This window comes from Mycolicibacterium aurum, from assembly GCF_900637195.1.
Classification (GTDB): Bacteria; Actinomycetota; Actinomycetes; order Mycobacteriales; family Mycobacteriaceae; genus Mycobacterium; species Mycobacterium aurum.
Map to the genome: position 1 here is coordinate 2,220,040 of NZ_LR134356.1, position 13,425 is coordinate 2,233,464.

The 13,425-nt window shown below is 67.6% G+C and carries 12 protein-coding genes; 6 read left to right on the plus strand and 6 right to left on the minus strand.

Annotation, left to right across the window (positions count from 1 at the left end; all coding sequences use genetic code 11):
- Positions 1–6: 6 nt before the first annotated feature.
- Together EL337_RS10555 and EL337_RS10560 are read left to right on the plus strand one after the other, a co-directional pair.
- Positions 7–1,821, plus strand: a complete 1,815-nt coding sequence (locus EL337_RS10555) for a penicillin-binding transpeptidase domain-containing protein (RefSeq protein ID WP_048630505.1) — start codon at positions 7–9, stop codon at positions 1,819–1,821.
- A 65-nt stretch (positions 1,822–1,886) separates the two neighbouring features.
- Positions 1,887–2,525 (plus strand): DUF1707 SHOCT-like domain-containing protein, encoded by a 639-nt coding sequence (locus EL337_RS10560; RefSeq protein WP_048630904.1) that lies wholly within the window; start codon positions 1,887–1,889, stop codon positions 2,523–2,525.
- On the opposite strand, the gene EL337_RS10565 is transcribed toward EL337_RS10560, so the two are convergent.
- Together EL337_RS10565 and EL337_RS10570 are read right to left on the minus strand one after the other, a co-directional pair.
- The gene (locus EL337_RS10565) at positions 2,518–3,690 is read right to left on the minus strand and encodes a sulfotransferase family protein (protein WP_048630504.1); all 1,173 of its coding nucleotides are present in this window, start codon (positions 3,688–3,690) and stop codon (positions 2,518–2,520) included. The two genes, EL337_RS10560 and EL337_RS10565, sit on opposite strands and share 8 nt — an antisense overlap.
- Positions 3,687–4,787, minus strand: a complete 1,101-nt coding sequence (locus tag EL337_RS10570) for a DUF1214 domain-containing protein (protein WP_048630503.1) — start codon at positions 4,785–4,787, stop codon at positions 3,687–3,689. The genes EL337_RS10565 and EL337_RS10570 overlap by 4 nt, the downstream gene beginning before the upstream one ends.
- 9 nt (positions 4,788–4,796) lie before the next feature.
- Here EL337_RS10570 and EL337_RS10575 point away from each other — a divergent pair, with 9 nt between their 5' ends.
- On the plus strand, positions 4,797–5,414 hold the full coding sequence (locus EL337_RS10575; RefSeq protein WP_048630502.1) for a TetR family transcriptional regulator: 618 nt from the start codon (positions 4,797–4,799) through the stop codon (positions 5,412–5,414).
- Here EL337_RS10575 and EL337_RS10580 read toward each other — a convergent pair.
- On the minus strand, positions 5,411–5,797 hold the full coding sequence (locus tag EL337_RS10580) for a PaaI family thioesterase (protein WP_048630501.1): 387 nt from the start codon (positions 5,795–5,797) through the stop codon (positions 5,411–5,413). The two genes, EL337_RS10575 and EL337_RS10580, sit on opposite strands and share 4 nt — an antisense overlap.
- Before the next feature lie 22 nt (positions 5,798–5,819).
- Here EL337_RS10580 and map point away from each other — a divergent pair, with 22 nt between their 5' ends.
- From map to EL337_RS10595, 3 genes are all read left to right on the plus strand, one after another.
- Positions 5,820–6,677 carry a type I methionyl aminopeptidase gene (gene map / locus EL337_RS10585; RefSeq protein ID WP_048630500.1) on the plus strand — a complete coding sequence of 286 codons (858 nt, stop codon included), beginning with the start codon at positions 5,820–5,822 and terminating at the stop codon, positions 6,675–6,677.
- Between the two features lie 19 nt (positions 6,678–6,696).
- The gene (locus tag EL337_RS10590; protein WP_048630499.1) at positions 6,697–7,353 is read left to right on the plus strand and encodes a hypothetical protein; all 657 of its coding nucleotides are present in this window, start codon (positions 6,697–6,699) and stop codon (positions 7,351–7,353) included.
- A gap of 65 nt (positions 7,354–7,418) precedes the next feature.
- On the plus strand, positions 7,419–7,982 hold the full coding sequence (locus EL337_RS10595; protein ID WP_048630498.1) for an alpha/beta fold hydrolase: 564 nt from the start codon (positions 7,419–7,421) through the stop codon (positions 7,980–7,982).
- On the opposite strand, the gene ngg is transcribed toward EL337_RS10595, so the two are convergent.
- The 3 genes from ngg to EL337_RS10610 form a co-directional block, all read right to left on the minus strand.
- Positions 7,983–9,761: an N-acetylglutaminylglutamine synthetase gene (gene ngg / locus EL337_RS10600; RefSeq protein WP_048630497.1), complete on the minus strand. Its 1,779-nt coding sequence runs from the start codon at positions 9,759–9,761 to the stop codon at positions 7,983–7,985.
- The gene (locus EL337_RS10605) at positions 9,758–11,563 is read right to left on the minus strand and encodes an N-acetylglutaminylglutamine amidotransferase (RefSeq protein WP_048630496.1); all 1,806 of its coding nucleotides are present in this window, start codon (positions 11,561–11,563) and stop codon (positions 9,758–9,760) included. Before EL337_RS10605 ends, ngg begins: the two co-directional genes overlap by 4 nt.
- A gap of 148 nt (positions 11,564–11,711) precedes the next feature.
- A complete protein-coding gene (locus EL337_RS10610) occupies positions 11,712–13,283 on the minus strand; it encodes an amino acid permease (RefSeq protein WP_048630495.1) in 1,572 nt (523 codons plus the stop codon).
- Positions 13,284–13,425: the final 142 nt, after the last annotated feature.

Here is a 13,425-nt window from a genome sequence, read left to right on the forward strand (position 1 = left end):
GTCCCAATGGCCACACTGTTTTCATCTGTAACACGCGTCGCAGCGATCATGACCACCGCGGCGATGGTCGTCACGGTGGGTGCGTGCACGCCGCGGCCCAACGGTCCGGAACCCACTGCCGAGGCGTTCTTCGCCGCGCTGGCGACCGGCGACACCGGGGCTGCCTCACGACTGGCCGACCACCCCGACGAAGCGCGTGCCGCGCTGAACGAGGCGTGGGCCGGCCTGCAGGCCACCGGGCTGGACGCCCAGATCCTGAGTTCCAAATACGCCGAGGACACCGGCAGCGTCACCTACCGCTACACCTGGCATCTGCCCAAGGACCGGACGTGGACCTACGACGGTCAGCTCAACCTGGTGCGTGACGAAGGCACCTGGGAGGTGCGGTGGAGCGCCACCGGCCTGCACCCACGACTGGGGGAGAATCAGAGCTTCGCGTTACGCGCCGAGGCACCGCCGCGCGCGTCGGTGCACGAACGCACCGGCACCAATGTCCTGGTGCCGGGTTACCGCTACCACTTCGCGCTCGATGCGCAGGCTGCCGGGGCAGACCTGATGCCGACCGCGCGCACCGTTGCCGACGTGCTCCGCAGATTCGACAACACGATGGATCCGCAGCGGATGGCGGAGCTGGCCAGTTCGACACCGGGAGCGTTGAGCCTCATCACGCTGAAACAGGCCGACCACGACGCCGTAGCGGGCGCGCTGGGCGCGCTGCCCGGTGTGGTGATCACCCCGCAGCCCGAAATGGTGCCCACCGACGACACTTTCGCGCCCGCGGTGATCAACGAGATCAAGAAGACCGTCACCGACGATCTCGACGGTGACGCCGGCTGGCGGGTCGTGACCGTCAACCAGAACGGCGTCGACGTCGACGTCCTCACCGAAGTGCCCGGCGATCCCGCGCCGTCGGTGAGCATCAGCCTGGACCGCTCGGTGCAGACCGCGGCGCAGAACGCGGTCGGCATCACCGCCAAACAGGCCATGGTCGTCGTCATCAAGCCGTCCACCGGCGAGATCCTCGCGGTGGCCCAGAATGCGGCCGCCGACCGGGAGGGCCCGCTGGCCACCATGGGCCTGTTCCCGCCCGGCTCGACCTTCAAGATCGTGACGGCCGGGGCCGCCATCGAACGTCAGATGGCAACGCCCAACACGCTTCTGGGTTGTCCGGGCCGTATGGACATCGGCCACCGCACGGTGCCCAACTACGGCGGCTTCGACCTCGGCACGGTGCCGATGTCGCGGGCGTTCGCGAGCTCGTGCAACACCACGTTCGCCGAACTGGCGAGCAGGATGCCGCCGCGCGGGCTGACCCAGGCCGCCTCCCAGTACGGCATCGGGCCGGACTACGACATCGCCGGGTTGTCCACGGTCAGCGGATCGGTGCCGCCGACGGTGAACCTCACCGAGCGCACCGAGGACGGCTTCGGACAGGGCAAGGTGCTGGTCAGCCCATTCGGAATGGCGCTGGCGGCGGCGACGGTGTCCGCCGGGCACACCCCGGTGCCCCACCTGATCGAAGGGCGGGAAACCCAGGTCACCGGTGAGCGCCAGCCGATCCCGGCCGACGTGGTGGAAAGTCTGCGCCCGATGATGCGACTGGTCGTCACCAACGGCACCGCCGAGGATCTACAGGGGGCGGGCGACGTGCGCGGGAAGACCGGTGAGGCCGAGTTCGCGGGCGGTTCGCATTCGTGGTTCACCGGCTACCGCGGTGACATGGCGTTCTCCGCCCTGATCGTCGGCGGCGGCAGTTCGGAGTACGCGGTCCGGATGGTCAAGGCGATGCTCGACTCGCTGCCGCCGGACTATCTGGCCTGAGTTGCCGGAGATCACACGAACACCGCCGCGCCGCGCAAGATACCGGCGGTACCGTGGAAGACGCCATGACCAACATCAACCACGGCCGCCCGCGTCGCATCGCTGACGCGGCGAGTCTGCGTGGGCCCGGGGATGCCGTCGAGATGAGGATCTCCGACGCCGATCGCAACGGCACACTGCGCCGGCTGCACAACGCTGTCGCGCTCGGTCTGATCGACATCGGGGAGTTCGAGGAGCGCTCCGCGATGGTGTCGCAGGCCCGGCTGCGTTCCGAGCTCGACGCGCTGGTGGGCGACCTGCCCGGCCCCGGGGCCATCGTGACCTCGGCCGCGGACCGCGTGGAGCTACGCGGTGTACTCGGCTCGCTGAAGCGCCAGGGCGAATGGGTGGTGCCGTCCCGGCTGGCCCTGCACCGGCGGATGGGGTCGGTGGATCTGGACCTGACCCGCGCGCGCTTCGCCGGGCCGATCGTGGTGATCGAGTTGGACATGAAGTTCGGTGGCCTGGATCTGCGGCTGCCCGACGGCGCCAGCGCCTCCATCGACGACGTCGAGGTCAACGCCGGCAGCGCCCGCGACCATCGCAGGGACGCCCCGGCCGAGGGCACGCCCCACGTGATCCTCACCGGCAAGGTCGTGTGGGGGTCGGTCGACATCCGGGGTCCGCGCAAGTCGTGGCGGCTGGGCCCGCTGCGCGCTACCTGAGCGTCTCGTCGGGTACGCCATACCGCCGCTGGTAGCCGCTGACCCGGTCGCGCACCTCTGCGGCGTCGAGGCCGGTGTCCTGCCAGCGATACCTGCTGCCGCCGTGGTCACCCGGATGGGCGGCGAGGAAGTCACGCATCCGCTCCTCGGCCACCGGCTCCAGTTCACGCCCGAGGCGGTCGTAGAGCGAGCGGATGGTCGTGAACGGGTCGCGCATGAAATCGGCGAACTGGACATCCACGACCTGGTGTTCGGCCAGCGTGCCGGAGTCACGGCACGCCATCGCGTGCTCGAGACCGACGACGATCTGCTCGCACGATTGCGCCGCGCAGTCGGGGATGGTCGACTCGTCGGAGGCCATCCGCCGGAGGTGGTGGATCAGCGCACTGACCGATGAGATGACGTTGAGTGGATCGCGGTGAGTCTGCACGATCAGCGCATCAGGGTATTCGGCCACCAGCGCGTCGAGCTGCCACAGGTGAGCAGGTGATTTCAGCAGCCACTGTCCGTCGACGCCGGACTGCAGGTGCTGCAGGAACTTTCGGTGATAGCGGTAGGCCGGTCGGTGATCGGCGTCGTACAGAAGCCAGCGGTAATACTCCGGCAGCCGGTACTGGGTCGGGAAGATCATGCTGCAGAACTCGCCCGCGGTGATGCGGACACACTCCTGCCCGACCAGAGCTCCCATCGGATGGTGTGTCAGCAGCCCCGGCACGATCTGCTCCGACATCTCCAGAGCCGCCTGCGTCTGCGCGATCCGGGGATCGGTGTCGTAGGTCTCGGGCTGCGGCACCGGGAGGGGGTTGTCGACCTCCCACGTCAACGGCGGACGCAACGCGGGATCCTGTGCCAACAGGTCGAACAGGATCGTCGTCCCGGTCCTGGGCTGACCGACGATGAAGATCGGGCGCTCCACCGGAGCTTCGGCAAGGGCGGGATGCTGCGTGCGCCATGCGATGACCTGGAGCCGGTTGGTGAGCGCTCGGGTGATGTCCATGGCGGCGATCTCGACTCCGAGTGCGTTCAGACGAGCATCGGCGACCAGGCCCTCACACAGCAGGTTCAGACCCTCGCGCCAGGACGATCCGTCGCCGAAATCATCGAGTCCGGTTGCTGCGCACGCCTGCTCGACGAGAACCTCCGGGACGAACCGGTTGCCGGTCACGGCCGCGCTCCGCGGAGCACTCGGGTGCCCACGGTGGGCGCCTCCGGGTTGTCGAGCCACCGCACGATGACGAAGCCGCGCCGGCGGCCCCCGGTGTCCAGCCAATGCCCATGACCGAAGTCGTTGGCGCCGATGCCGATTCGGACCAGGCCGTCGTTGTCGGGTTCGACGCCGCGGTTGGTGACCGAGCTGTGCCGGTGGCGTGGTTCCAGGCATTCGTGCCACACGCTTTCCAGCGTGACGTTCCAGTAGCGGGTGTCGGGCGGCACGAACTCGAGTAGCAACGTCTGGTCAGGGTCGAGCGCGAAGGACCCGATCATGTACAGGTTGTCGGGTGTGGTGTCGGCGCTGCCCAACTCGGCGGCCTCGGCGGTCAGCAACGTGTTGGGCTGGTCCAGCAGTTCGGGTTTGACGGTGCGGTGCAGCGTGGTGAGCTTGACGATGGTCCACGCCATCGCGGTGAACGCGTCGGCCAGTTGCTGGTCCGACAGCGGCTCCAGCGGTGCACTGTCGAGGCACTCGATGGTCATCGTCGCCGCCGTCTCAGTGTCGACGTCACCGATGTATTCGCGTACCACGATCGCCGAGGCGTCCTCGGGGACCTGGAGCCACTGCGCCCCGGCCAGGACGTCGGCGGCCGGTGCCGTCGCCGACAGGACGAACGCGAAAGCGCCCTCCCGGCAGTCGAGTTCGCGGTCGCCCAGGTAGGCGGCCATCCGGCGCGGCGTCAGTCCGGTCCCCGCCAGCACCTGGAAGCCGAGATAGGCGGTGCTGCCGCGTGTCCCGGAGACCCGGTAGGTGCGGTCGCCGCGAATCATCGCCAGCAGGTATCTGCCGTCGGGGTTGGGTCCGCCGATCAGCCTGCTGTCGGTGCACATGTCGAAGAATCGCGGTCGTTGCGGATCGGACTCGACGGTCATCTCGGTGCACAGGGCGGTGGCCTTGGCCACGACGGCCAATCCCTCCAGCAGTTCGCGTTCGCTCGTCGCGTCCTCGATCACAGTTCGGGTCGCATCTCCGAGCATCTGCTGGACGAGCCCCCAGGACTCCAGGCTCGCCGCGGCTCGGTCGTTGCTCTCGGCATTCACATGAGACATAGTCTCACCATGGACGTAGTCTCAAGGCGGAATCCGGGAGACAGTCTGACCGTGCGCAAGCAGCGCGCGACCAAGACCCGAATCGCCGCCGCCGCGGCACAGGCGGTGACAGATCACGGTCTGGCCGGGGCCACCGTCGAACACATCGCCGCGGCCGCCGACGTCGGCCGTGCCACGTTCTTCCGGTACTTCAGCGCCAAGGAAGACGCGGTCGCCGAGGGGATGACCAGCCACTGGCTGGACCTGGTCACCGCGGCGATCGCCGCACAACCGGCGCACCTCTCCGCCCACGAGGCCGTTGTGTCGGCGTTCGAGGGACTGGGTGACGACTTCGCCGCCGGAGGAAACGGCGCCGTCATCGACCAGGTGCGCGAGCTGGCGACCCTGACCCGGTCGTCGCCGGTGTTCAGTGCCTGGACGCTGCAGATCTACCTGCGCTACGAATCGGCGATCGCCGATCTGGTGGCCCCGCGCCTGCCCGAGCCCGTGCCGGACGACCCCCGGCCGCGGTTGCTCGGTGCGCTGGCCATGGCGTCGGTGCGGATCGCGCTCGACGACTGGTTGATCCACGGCGGTTCGCTGCCCGCGCGGCTGCGCTGCGCGCTGGCCTCGATCTCGCTCGCCTAACGCGGGTCGAGCACCGCAAAGCTCAGGGTGCCCCGTGCGGCGAGCCTGCCCCGCGCGACATCCGTGACGTCGACGGCGATCACCGACAGGCGCCGCCCGGCGCGCACGACGGTGGCCTCCGCACGGGCCGGACCCTCGAGGACCGGAGCCAGGAAGTGGACGGTCATATCCGCGGTGGTGATGTCCTGGCCCGGTCCGACGTGGCGGTCGGCCAGCCGGCCTGCGGCGATGTCGATCAGCGTCGCCACCAGACCGCCCTGCAATGCCCCGCGGCGATTGACCAGATCGGGCCGGTTGTCCAACTCGATGACCATGCGCTCGTCGGATTCCTCGACATCGCGGAAGTTCAGCTGAGCGAACAAATGTCCCGGGGAGACCTGCATGGCGGAACGCTAGCATTGCTATATGTCTGTACGGACCGCCCTGCGACCCGGCACCGTCTCGCCGATGCTGCCGGTGCCCAAATCGATCGCTCGTCCCGAATACGTCGGCAAGCCGACTGCGCGTGAGGGCAGCGAGCCATGGGTCCAGACGCCCGAGGTGATCGAGAAGATGCGGGTGGCCGGGCGGATAGCCGCGGGTGCGCTTGCCGAGGCAGGAAAAGCCGTCGAGCCCGGGGTCACCACGGATCGCCTGGACCGGATCGCCCACGACTACATGGTCGATCACGGCGCCTACCCGTCGACGCTGGGCTACAAGGGCTATCCGAAATCCTGCTGCACGTCACTGAACGAGATCATCTGCCACGGCATCCCGGACTCGACGGTCATCGAGGACGGCGACATCGTCAACATCGACGTCACCGCCTACATCGACGGCGTGCACGGCGACACGAACGCGACCTTCCTGGCCGGTGACGTCTCCGAGGAACATCGGCTGCTGGTCGAACGGACCCACGAGGCCACCATGCGCGCAATCAAGGCCGTCAAACCGGGCCGGGCGTTGTCGGTCGTCGGGCGCGTCATCGAGGCCTACGCAAATCGATTCGGCTACAACGTGGTTCGCGATTTCACCGGGCACGGCATCGGCACCACCTTCCACAACGGGCTGGTGGTGCTGCACTACGACCAGCCCTCGGTGGAGACAGTGCTGGAGCCCGGGATGACGTTCACGATCGAGCCGATGATCAACCTCGGGAGTCTGGACTACGAGATCTGGGACGACGACTGGACCGTCGCCACCCGGGACAAGAAGTGGACCGCACAGTTCGAGCACACCCTGGTGGTCACCGGCGACGGCGCGGAGATCCTGACCCAGCTGTGAGTCTGGGTAGCCTGAGACCATGACCAGGCGGGCGCTCGGCGCTGCACTGACCGTGCTGCTGGTCTCCGGGTGCGCAACCATCACCGGAACCGCGACGTGGCCCGGCGCCAAGCTGGAGCGTGCGGTGCTCACCGAGGCCGACTTTCCTCCCGGGGTGCGCTACCAGCGCATCATCCGAAATCCGGGTGAAGCGGACAACGCGGGCTCGCCGCCGCCGATGCTGTCGAGGCCCGAGGGGTGTACCGACGGGCTCACCCGCGACATCGCCGGCACCGCCGAACGCGGCCCCGGCAGCGCCGACGAGTACGTCGTCGCCTACGACGGCGCGCGGATGGTGATCACCGTGCTGACGTGGTCGCTCGATCTGGAGCGGCTGGCGGCCACCGCGGCGCGCTGCGCCGAGTACGAGACGTTCTTCGACCCGACGGACCCCGGCATCCCGGTGACCACCACCCAACTGCCGGTCGCACGCGGTGACGCGCTGGCCTATCAACAGACGATGCATCTCGCAGGCCAGGAAAGCAGCGTCTACTTCTCGTTCGAGAACGTCGGCACCATGGCGGTTTTCGGCATCGCTTTCCCCACACCCGATCCGTCCATCCCCGTCAAAGGCACGCTGCCACAGACCTTTCTGGACATCACCAGTAAGCAGGCCGAGCGCGCGCACGCGGCGTGACGCTCATCGGGTCAACAGCGTGGAAAGCCCCGCGCCGACTCCGGTCTGCCCTGTAGCGTGGCGCAATGGCCTCTCCGATGATCACCGTCGACGGCATTGGCGTGCCCGTCGGAGTCAGCGGTCCGGAGAAGGGTTCGGTGGTGGTGTTCCTTGGTGCGGCGCACCAGGCGCCCACCGCCTACGACGGGGTGTGCCAGCGTCTGCACACCGCGTCACTGAAAACCGTGGTGATCGCACCGGATCCGCGGCTCACCGCCAAGGCCGTCATCGGCATCCTCGATTCACTGGAGGTGCGGTGGGCTCTGCTCGTCGGTGACCGCCTCGGCGGGGAGCTGGCGTGGGAGTTGGCCGCCACCCGACTCGACCGCTTCATCGGTCTGGTGGTCATCGATCGCGGCCATCCGCGCGTGGCCGACCTGGCCGGTGTGGTCCGTGACGAGAACTGCCCGCCCGTTGAGCTCAACACGACCGCGCTGGTCAGTACGAGCGCCGCGCGCGCCGTGGCCAAAGCCAGCCAGCGCTATGTGTACGGCGAATATCGCATCGTCGATCTGCTGGGCCGGCGCAACGCCGCCGACTCGACTGCGCAACTGGCCGCCGAGATCGTGATGCGCACCAGCACCTGGTAGCTAACCCTGCGCGGGCGGCTCGACTTCGTCGGGCGTCCAGGCCTGGGGCAACCCCGGCTGATTGGGGAACAGGAAGTCCACGAACGCTTTCGCGGTGGGCTGCGGTTCGTGATTGGCCAGCCCGGGGCGCTCGTTGGCTTCGATGAACACGTAGTCCGGCTGCGTGACATCGGGGACGAGCAGGTCGACTCCGGTGACCGGGATACCGATGGCCCGTGCGGCGGCCACCGCCACGGACTTCAGTTCCGGATGCACGGTGGCGGTGACGTCGTGGATCGTGCCGCCCTGGTGCAGGTTCGCGGTCCGGCGAACCCGCAGCCGGACCCCCTCGTCCAGAACGTCGTCGAACGTGAAACCCGCCTCTTTGACGGTGGTCTCGGTGACGATGTCCATCGGGATCCGGGACTCGCCGCCGGTGGCTGCGGCGCGCCGCCGACTCTGCGTCTCGATCAGCTCGCGGATGGTGTGTGTGCCCGTCCCGGTGATCTCCGCGGGCAGCCGCAGGGCCGCGGCGACCACCTTGTTGTCGATCACCACGAGCCGCAGATCGTCGCCCTCGGCGCGTTGCTCGATGAGAACCTCGGGATGCTGCTCGCGGGCCCGGGCCAGAGCAGCGTCGAGTTCCTCGGGGCCGTCGATCCCGACGGTGATGCCCTTGCCCTGCTCGCCGCGGGTGGGTTTGACCACGACGTCGCCGACCTCGGCGAGAAAGTCGTGGTCGGCTTGGTCGAAGGTGGCCAGGCGACCTCTCGGCACGGCGATGCCCGCCTCGGACACGATGCGCCGGGTCAGCCGTTTGTCGTCGCACCGGGCCATCGCGACCGCCGAGGTGTACTCGGACAACGATTCGCGGGTGACGACGCTGCGGCCGCCGTGGGACAGTCGCATCTCGCCGGCTTCGGCGTCGAGCACCTCCACCCAGATGCCCCGGCGCATCGCCTCGTCAGCCAGTATTCGCGCATACGGGTTGAGGTCGTCGACGGTCTCCGGCGGATGCGTGAACAGTGGTTCGTTGATCGCGTTCTTGCGCTTGACCGCCATCACCGGAACCCGGGCGAAGCCCAGCTTCTCGTACAGCGCGATCGCAGCGGTGTTGTCGTGCGCCACCGAGAGATCCATGTATGCGCGGCCACGTTCCCGGTACAGATCGGCCAGATGGCGGGTGAGCGCCCCACCGACCCCCGGCAGCGGCGCCGCCGGGTCCACCGCCAGCGTCCACAGGCTCGAACCGCCCTCCGGATCGGAGAACAGGGCCTGGTGGTCGACGCCGGTGACGGTGCCGAGTACCGCGCCGTCCTCGTCACGGACCGCGACCAGGTAGTCCACCGATGGCTGCTCGCGGTGGTTGTCCCACAGCACATCGGTGGGTGCAGGCACCATCCCGCAGCGCACGTAGACGCGGTTCATCTCATCGGCGTCTTCGCGGCTTTCCAGGGAACGGATGTGGAAACCGCTTGGTGCCGGCGCTGTCTCGTCGTCCTCGGCGAACCTGAGCCGGTAGGTGTGGCTCGGATCGATGAACAGCTCCGCGGGTGCCTTCGACACGAGTACGTGCGGCTCGCGCGCGTAGATGCAGATGTCGCGGCGGCCCTGGCCCTCCTGACGCAGGACGTCGGCGAGTCTCTCGGGGTCGGCGAAAGTCTGACCGAATATCAGTCTGCCCCAGCCCAATTCGAGAACGACATCGTCGCTCATCGCGTCCACCATGTCGGGCGGGGACGCGTCGTGCAGCGCGAGGGTGATTCCTTCGGCGTGCTCCCTGGCCGGATCCGCGGTCATGCCGCGGGCCCGTTGATGCCGTGCTTCTGCAACCAGAGTTCCAGGAGCGCGATCTGCCACAGCTCGTTGCCGCGCAACGGCGTGAGCTTTCCGTTGGGGTCGGCGAGCAACCGGTCCACCGCCTCCGGCCGGAACAGTCCGCGCTCCTTGGCCGCTGGGGCGTACAGCGCATCGCGCACCAGGTCGAGGTAGGGCCCCTCCAGGTGGGTGAGCGCGGGCACCGGGAAGTACCCCTTGGGCCGGTCGATCACCTCAGATGGGATCACTTGGCGGGCAGCCTGTTTGAGCACGCCCTTACCCTCGTAGGCGGTCTTGAGGTGTGGGGGGCAGGTGGCGGCCAGCTCGACGAGCTCGTGGTCGAGGAACGGCACCCGGCCTTCCAGCCCCCATGCCATCGTCATGTTGTCCACCCGCTTGACCGGGTCGTCGACCAGCATCACGGTGGTGTCCAGGCGCAGCGCCCGGTCCACGCCGGTCTGCGCACCCGCTCGGGCGAAATGTTCGGTGACGAAGAGCTCGCTCGGATCGCCGGCGGAGGCGTACGCCGGCGAGACGATGTCGGCGTAACCCGCCGGGTCCCGGTCGAAGAACGCCGCCCGGTAGCCGGCCACCGAACCTTCGAGCGAGGCGGCCGCGGGTTCGCCCATCGGGGGATACCAGTGGTAGCCGGCGAACACCTCGTCGGCGCCCTGCCCGGACTGCACCACCTTGACGTGCTTGGCGACCTCCTGGCTGAGCAGGAAGAAGGCCACGCAGTCGTGGCTGACCATCGGCTCGCTCATCGCACCGATCGCACCGTCGAGGGCAGGCAACATCCGCGCGGTGTCGATGCGGATCTGATGATGATCGGTACCGAAGCGCTCGGCGACGATGTCGGAGTACTTGAACTCGTCGCCCTTGACGCCGTTGACCGACTCGAAGCCGATCGAGAACGTCTTGAGTCCGTGCTGACCCGCCTCGGCCAGCAGCCCGACGATCAGACTCGAGTCGACACCTCCGGACAGCAGGCACCCCACGGGCACGTCGGCGACCAGGCGCCGCTCGACTGCGGTCCGCAGCGAATCGAGAACCGCGTCCTCCCAATCCTTGTCGGACCAGTCGGCACGGTCGTCGCGGCGGGAGAAGTCCGGCTCCCAGTAGGTGGTCGTGGTGGTCGTGCCGTCGGGCTCGATGGCCATCACGGTGGCGGGGGGCAGCTTGGTCACGCCGCGCAGGATGGTGCGCGGAGACGGCACCACCGAGTGGAACGTCATGTAGTGGTGCAACGCCACGGGGTCGATACGAGTGTCGATGTCACCACCGGCCAGCAGGGCGGGCAGTGACGACGCGAACCTGATCCGGTCGGACGTCTCGGTGAGATAGAGCGGTTTGATGCCGAGGCGGTCGCGGCCCAGCAGTACGCGTCCGCTGTCGCGCTCGACGATGGCGAACGCGAACATTCCCTTGAGGTGGTCGACGAAGCGGTCGCCCCAGTGGTGGTAGCCCTTGAGCAGCACTTCGGTGTCGCTGTGGGAGAAGAACCGATAGCCGTGGCCGTGCAGTTCGTCGCGCAGCTCTTCGTAGTTGTAGATGCAGCCGTTCCAGGCGACGGTCAAGCCGAGTTCGGAGTCGACCATCGGCTGGGCGCCGGCTTCGCTGAGATCGATGATCTTCAGGCGGCGATGCCCGAGGGCCACCCGGCCCTGGGACCACACACCCGCGGCATCAGGGCCGCGGGGGACCATGACTGCGGCCATCGCTGCGACCGCGCGGACATCTGGGGTTCTTCCGTCGAGACGTATCTCGCCGGTGGCTCCACACACCTGGTCGACCCTACTCTGTGACGGCTGTTGGCGTTCAGTGCTGCGCAGCCGTGCGACAGTGCCCGGCAACGCCGTCGTCAATTACCCCCGTCGCCGCCGGGTAAACCTGATGTCGCCGATCAAGATCGAGACGCTGGTCACACGGCGCTCAGGACACGCCCTCCAGACGGCCGCCGGTCTCGTCGATCTGCTTGATGGGTCCGGTGAACCAGTGCTTCACCGACACATGCCAGTAGATGAAGAGCAGGATCAGCACGCCGCCGACCAACAGCGGTGTGTAGTTGACGTACTTCCACTCGAAGCTGTCACCCCAGAACACCCCGCCCGACGACGTCGGGAACATCGCGATGATCGAGGTGATGATGATCTCGACGACGGCGACGGGCGCCATCCACCGGTGATGGCCGCGCAGGTTCCACTTGCCCACCTGGAAGTCGTCGCCCATCCGCCAGCGCAGGTAGATCGGGACCGCGAAGCAGAGGTACAGGCCCACGACGCCGATCGAGACCACGGCGAAGAAGGCCACCGGGACGGGGGCGCCGTTGATGTCGACCTCCACCAGGGCGGGCAGCGTGATGACAGCGGCGAGGACGGCGGTGACGACCACACCGTTGGCGGGGATCCGGTTCTTGCTGACTTTCGACCACAGCTGATGGCCGGGGACGGCGCGGTCCCTGCTGAACGCAAACAGCATGCGTGACGCGCTGGTCTGGCAGGCCGTGGTGCAGAAGAACTGTCCTGCGGTCGAGATGAGCAGGATGATGGCCACCCACTGCGAGTCCAGGGCCTGGGTGAAGATCCCGACCACCGCGCCGCCGCCCGCGGACACCGCATCGGCGTCGTTGACTGCGAACAGGAACGTCAGCAGCAGGATCCAGCCACCGATGGCCGAGTAGAAAATGGACCGCCAGATGCCTTTCGCCGCACCGTCGGCCGCGCTCTTGGTCTCTTCCGACAGGTGTGCCGAGGCGTCGTAGCCGGTGATCGTGTACTGCGTCAGGATCGCCGAGATCGGCAGTACGAACAGCAGGACGCCGATGCCGGAGGTTTCGCCGCCGAACATGCCGCTGTTGTTGATCGTCTGCGCGAACACGTCACCGAAGCTGGCGTGTTGATCGGGTAGCAGCCAGAGGATCGCGATCACCGCGGCCGCACCGGCCACGTGCCACCACACCGAGACGTTGTTGATCACTGCCAGCAGATGCGAGGAGAAGATGTTGATGATCGCCGAGATCGCCAGGATGACGATGAACATGATGAACGTCCTGGTCAGGCTGTAGCCCTCCAGCCAGGTCTCGCTGAACGTGCCGAGCGTGAGGTCGAGGAACGTCGCACACCCGTAGGCCACCGACGCCAGGATCGCGATCAGCCCGATGAGGTTGAGCCAGCCGGTGTAGAAGCCGGCCTTGGGGCCGCCGAGTTTGGCTGCCCACCAGTAGATTCCGCCCGACGTCGGGTAGGCCGACACCAGCTCGGACATGCAGAGCCCGATGATCAGGATGAACACCGAGACGATCGGCCAGCCCCAGGCGATCGCCGCCGGCCCGCCGTTGTTCCAGCCGAGTCCGAACGAGGTGAAGCAACCCGCCAGGATCGAGATGATCGAGAACGAGATCGCGAAGTTGCTGAACCCCGACCAGGAGCGGTGCAGCTCCTGGGTGTAACCGAGGCTCGCGAGATGGCGTTCGTCCTCGTCCAGATATTCGTGTCCCTCGGGCACGGCAGACCTCCTCGTCCAGTAGTCAGCGCGGGGAGCGAGCGCTGGCCGCAAGGGGACAATAGATCGCCTATTGGTCTGGTGTCCTACCTTTGAACATGAAAACCTGGGTTGGGAACGTAAGTTGAAACCTCCGGCACGCGCC

Coding starts and splice junctions, on each gene's coding strand:
- EL337_RS10555 (WP_048630505.1), top strand. CDS start 7: ATGGCCACACTGTTTTCATCTGTAACACGCGTCGCAGCGATCATGACC.
- EL337_RS10560 (WP_048630904.1), top strand. CDS start 1,887: ATGACCAACATCAACCACGGCCGCCCGCGTCGCATCGCTGACGCGGCG.
- EL337_RS10570 (WP_048630503.1), bottom strand. CDS start 4,787: ATGTCTCATGTGAATGCCGAGAGCAACGACCGAGCCGCGGCGAGCCTG.
- EL337_RS10575 (WP_048630502.1), top strand. CDS start 4,797: ATGGACGTAGTCTCAAGGCGGAATCCGGGAGACAGTCTGACCGTGCGC.
- EL337_RS10580 (WP_048630501.1), bottom strand. CDS start 5,797: ATGCAGGTCTCCCCGGGACATTTGTTCGCTCAGCTGAACTTCCGCGAT.
- map (WP_048630500.1), top strand. CDS start 5,820: ATGTCTGTACGGACCGCCCTGCGACCCGGCACCGTCTCGCCGATGCTG.
- EL337_RS10590 (WP_048630499.1), top strand. CDS start 6,697: ATGACCAGGCGGGCGCTCGGCGCTGCACTGACCGTGCTGCTGGTCTCC.
- EL337_RS10595 (WP_048630498.1), top strand. CDS start 7,419: ATGGCCTCTCCGATGATCACCGTCGACGGCATTGGCGTGCCCGTCGGA.
- ngg (WP_048630497.1), bottom strand. CDS start 9,761: ATGACCGCGGATCCGGCCAGGGAGCACGCCGAAGGAATCACCCTCGCG.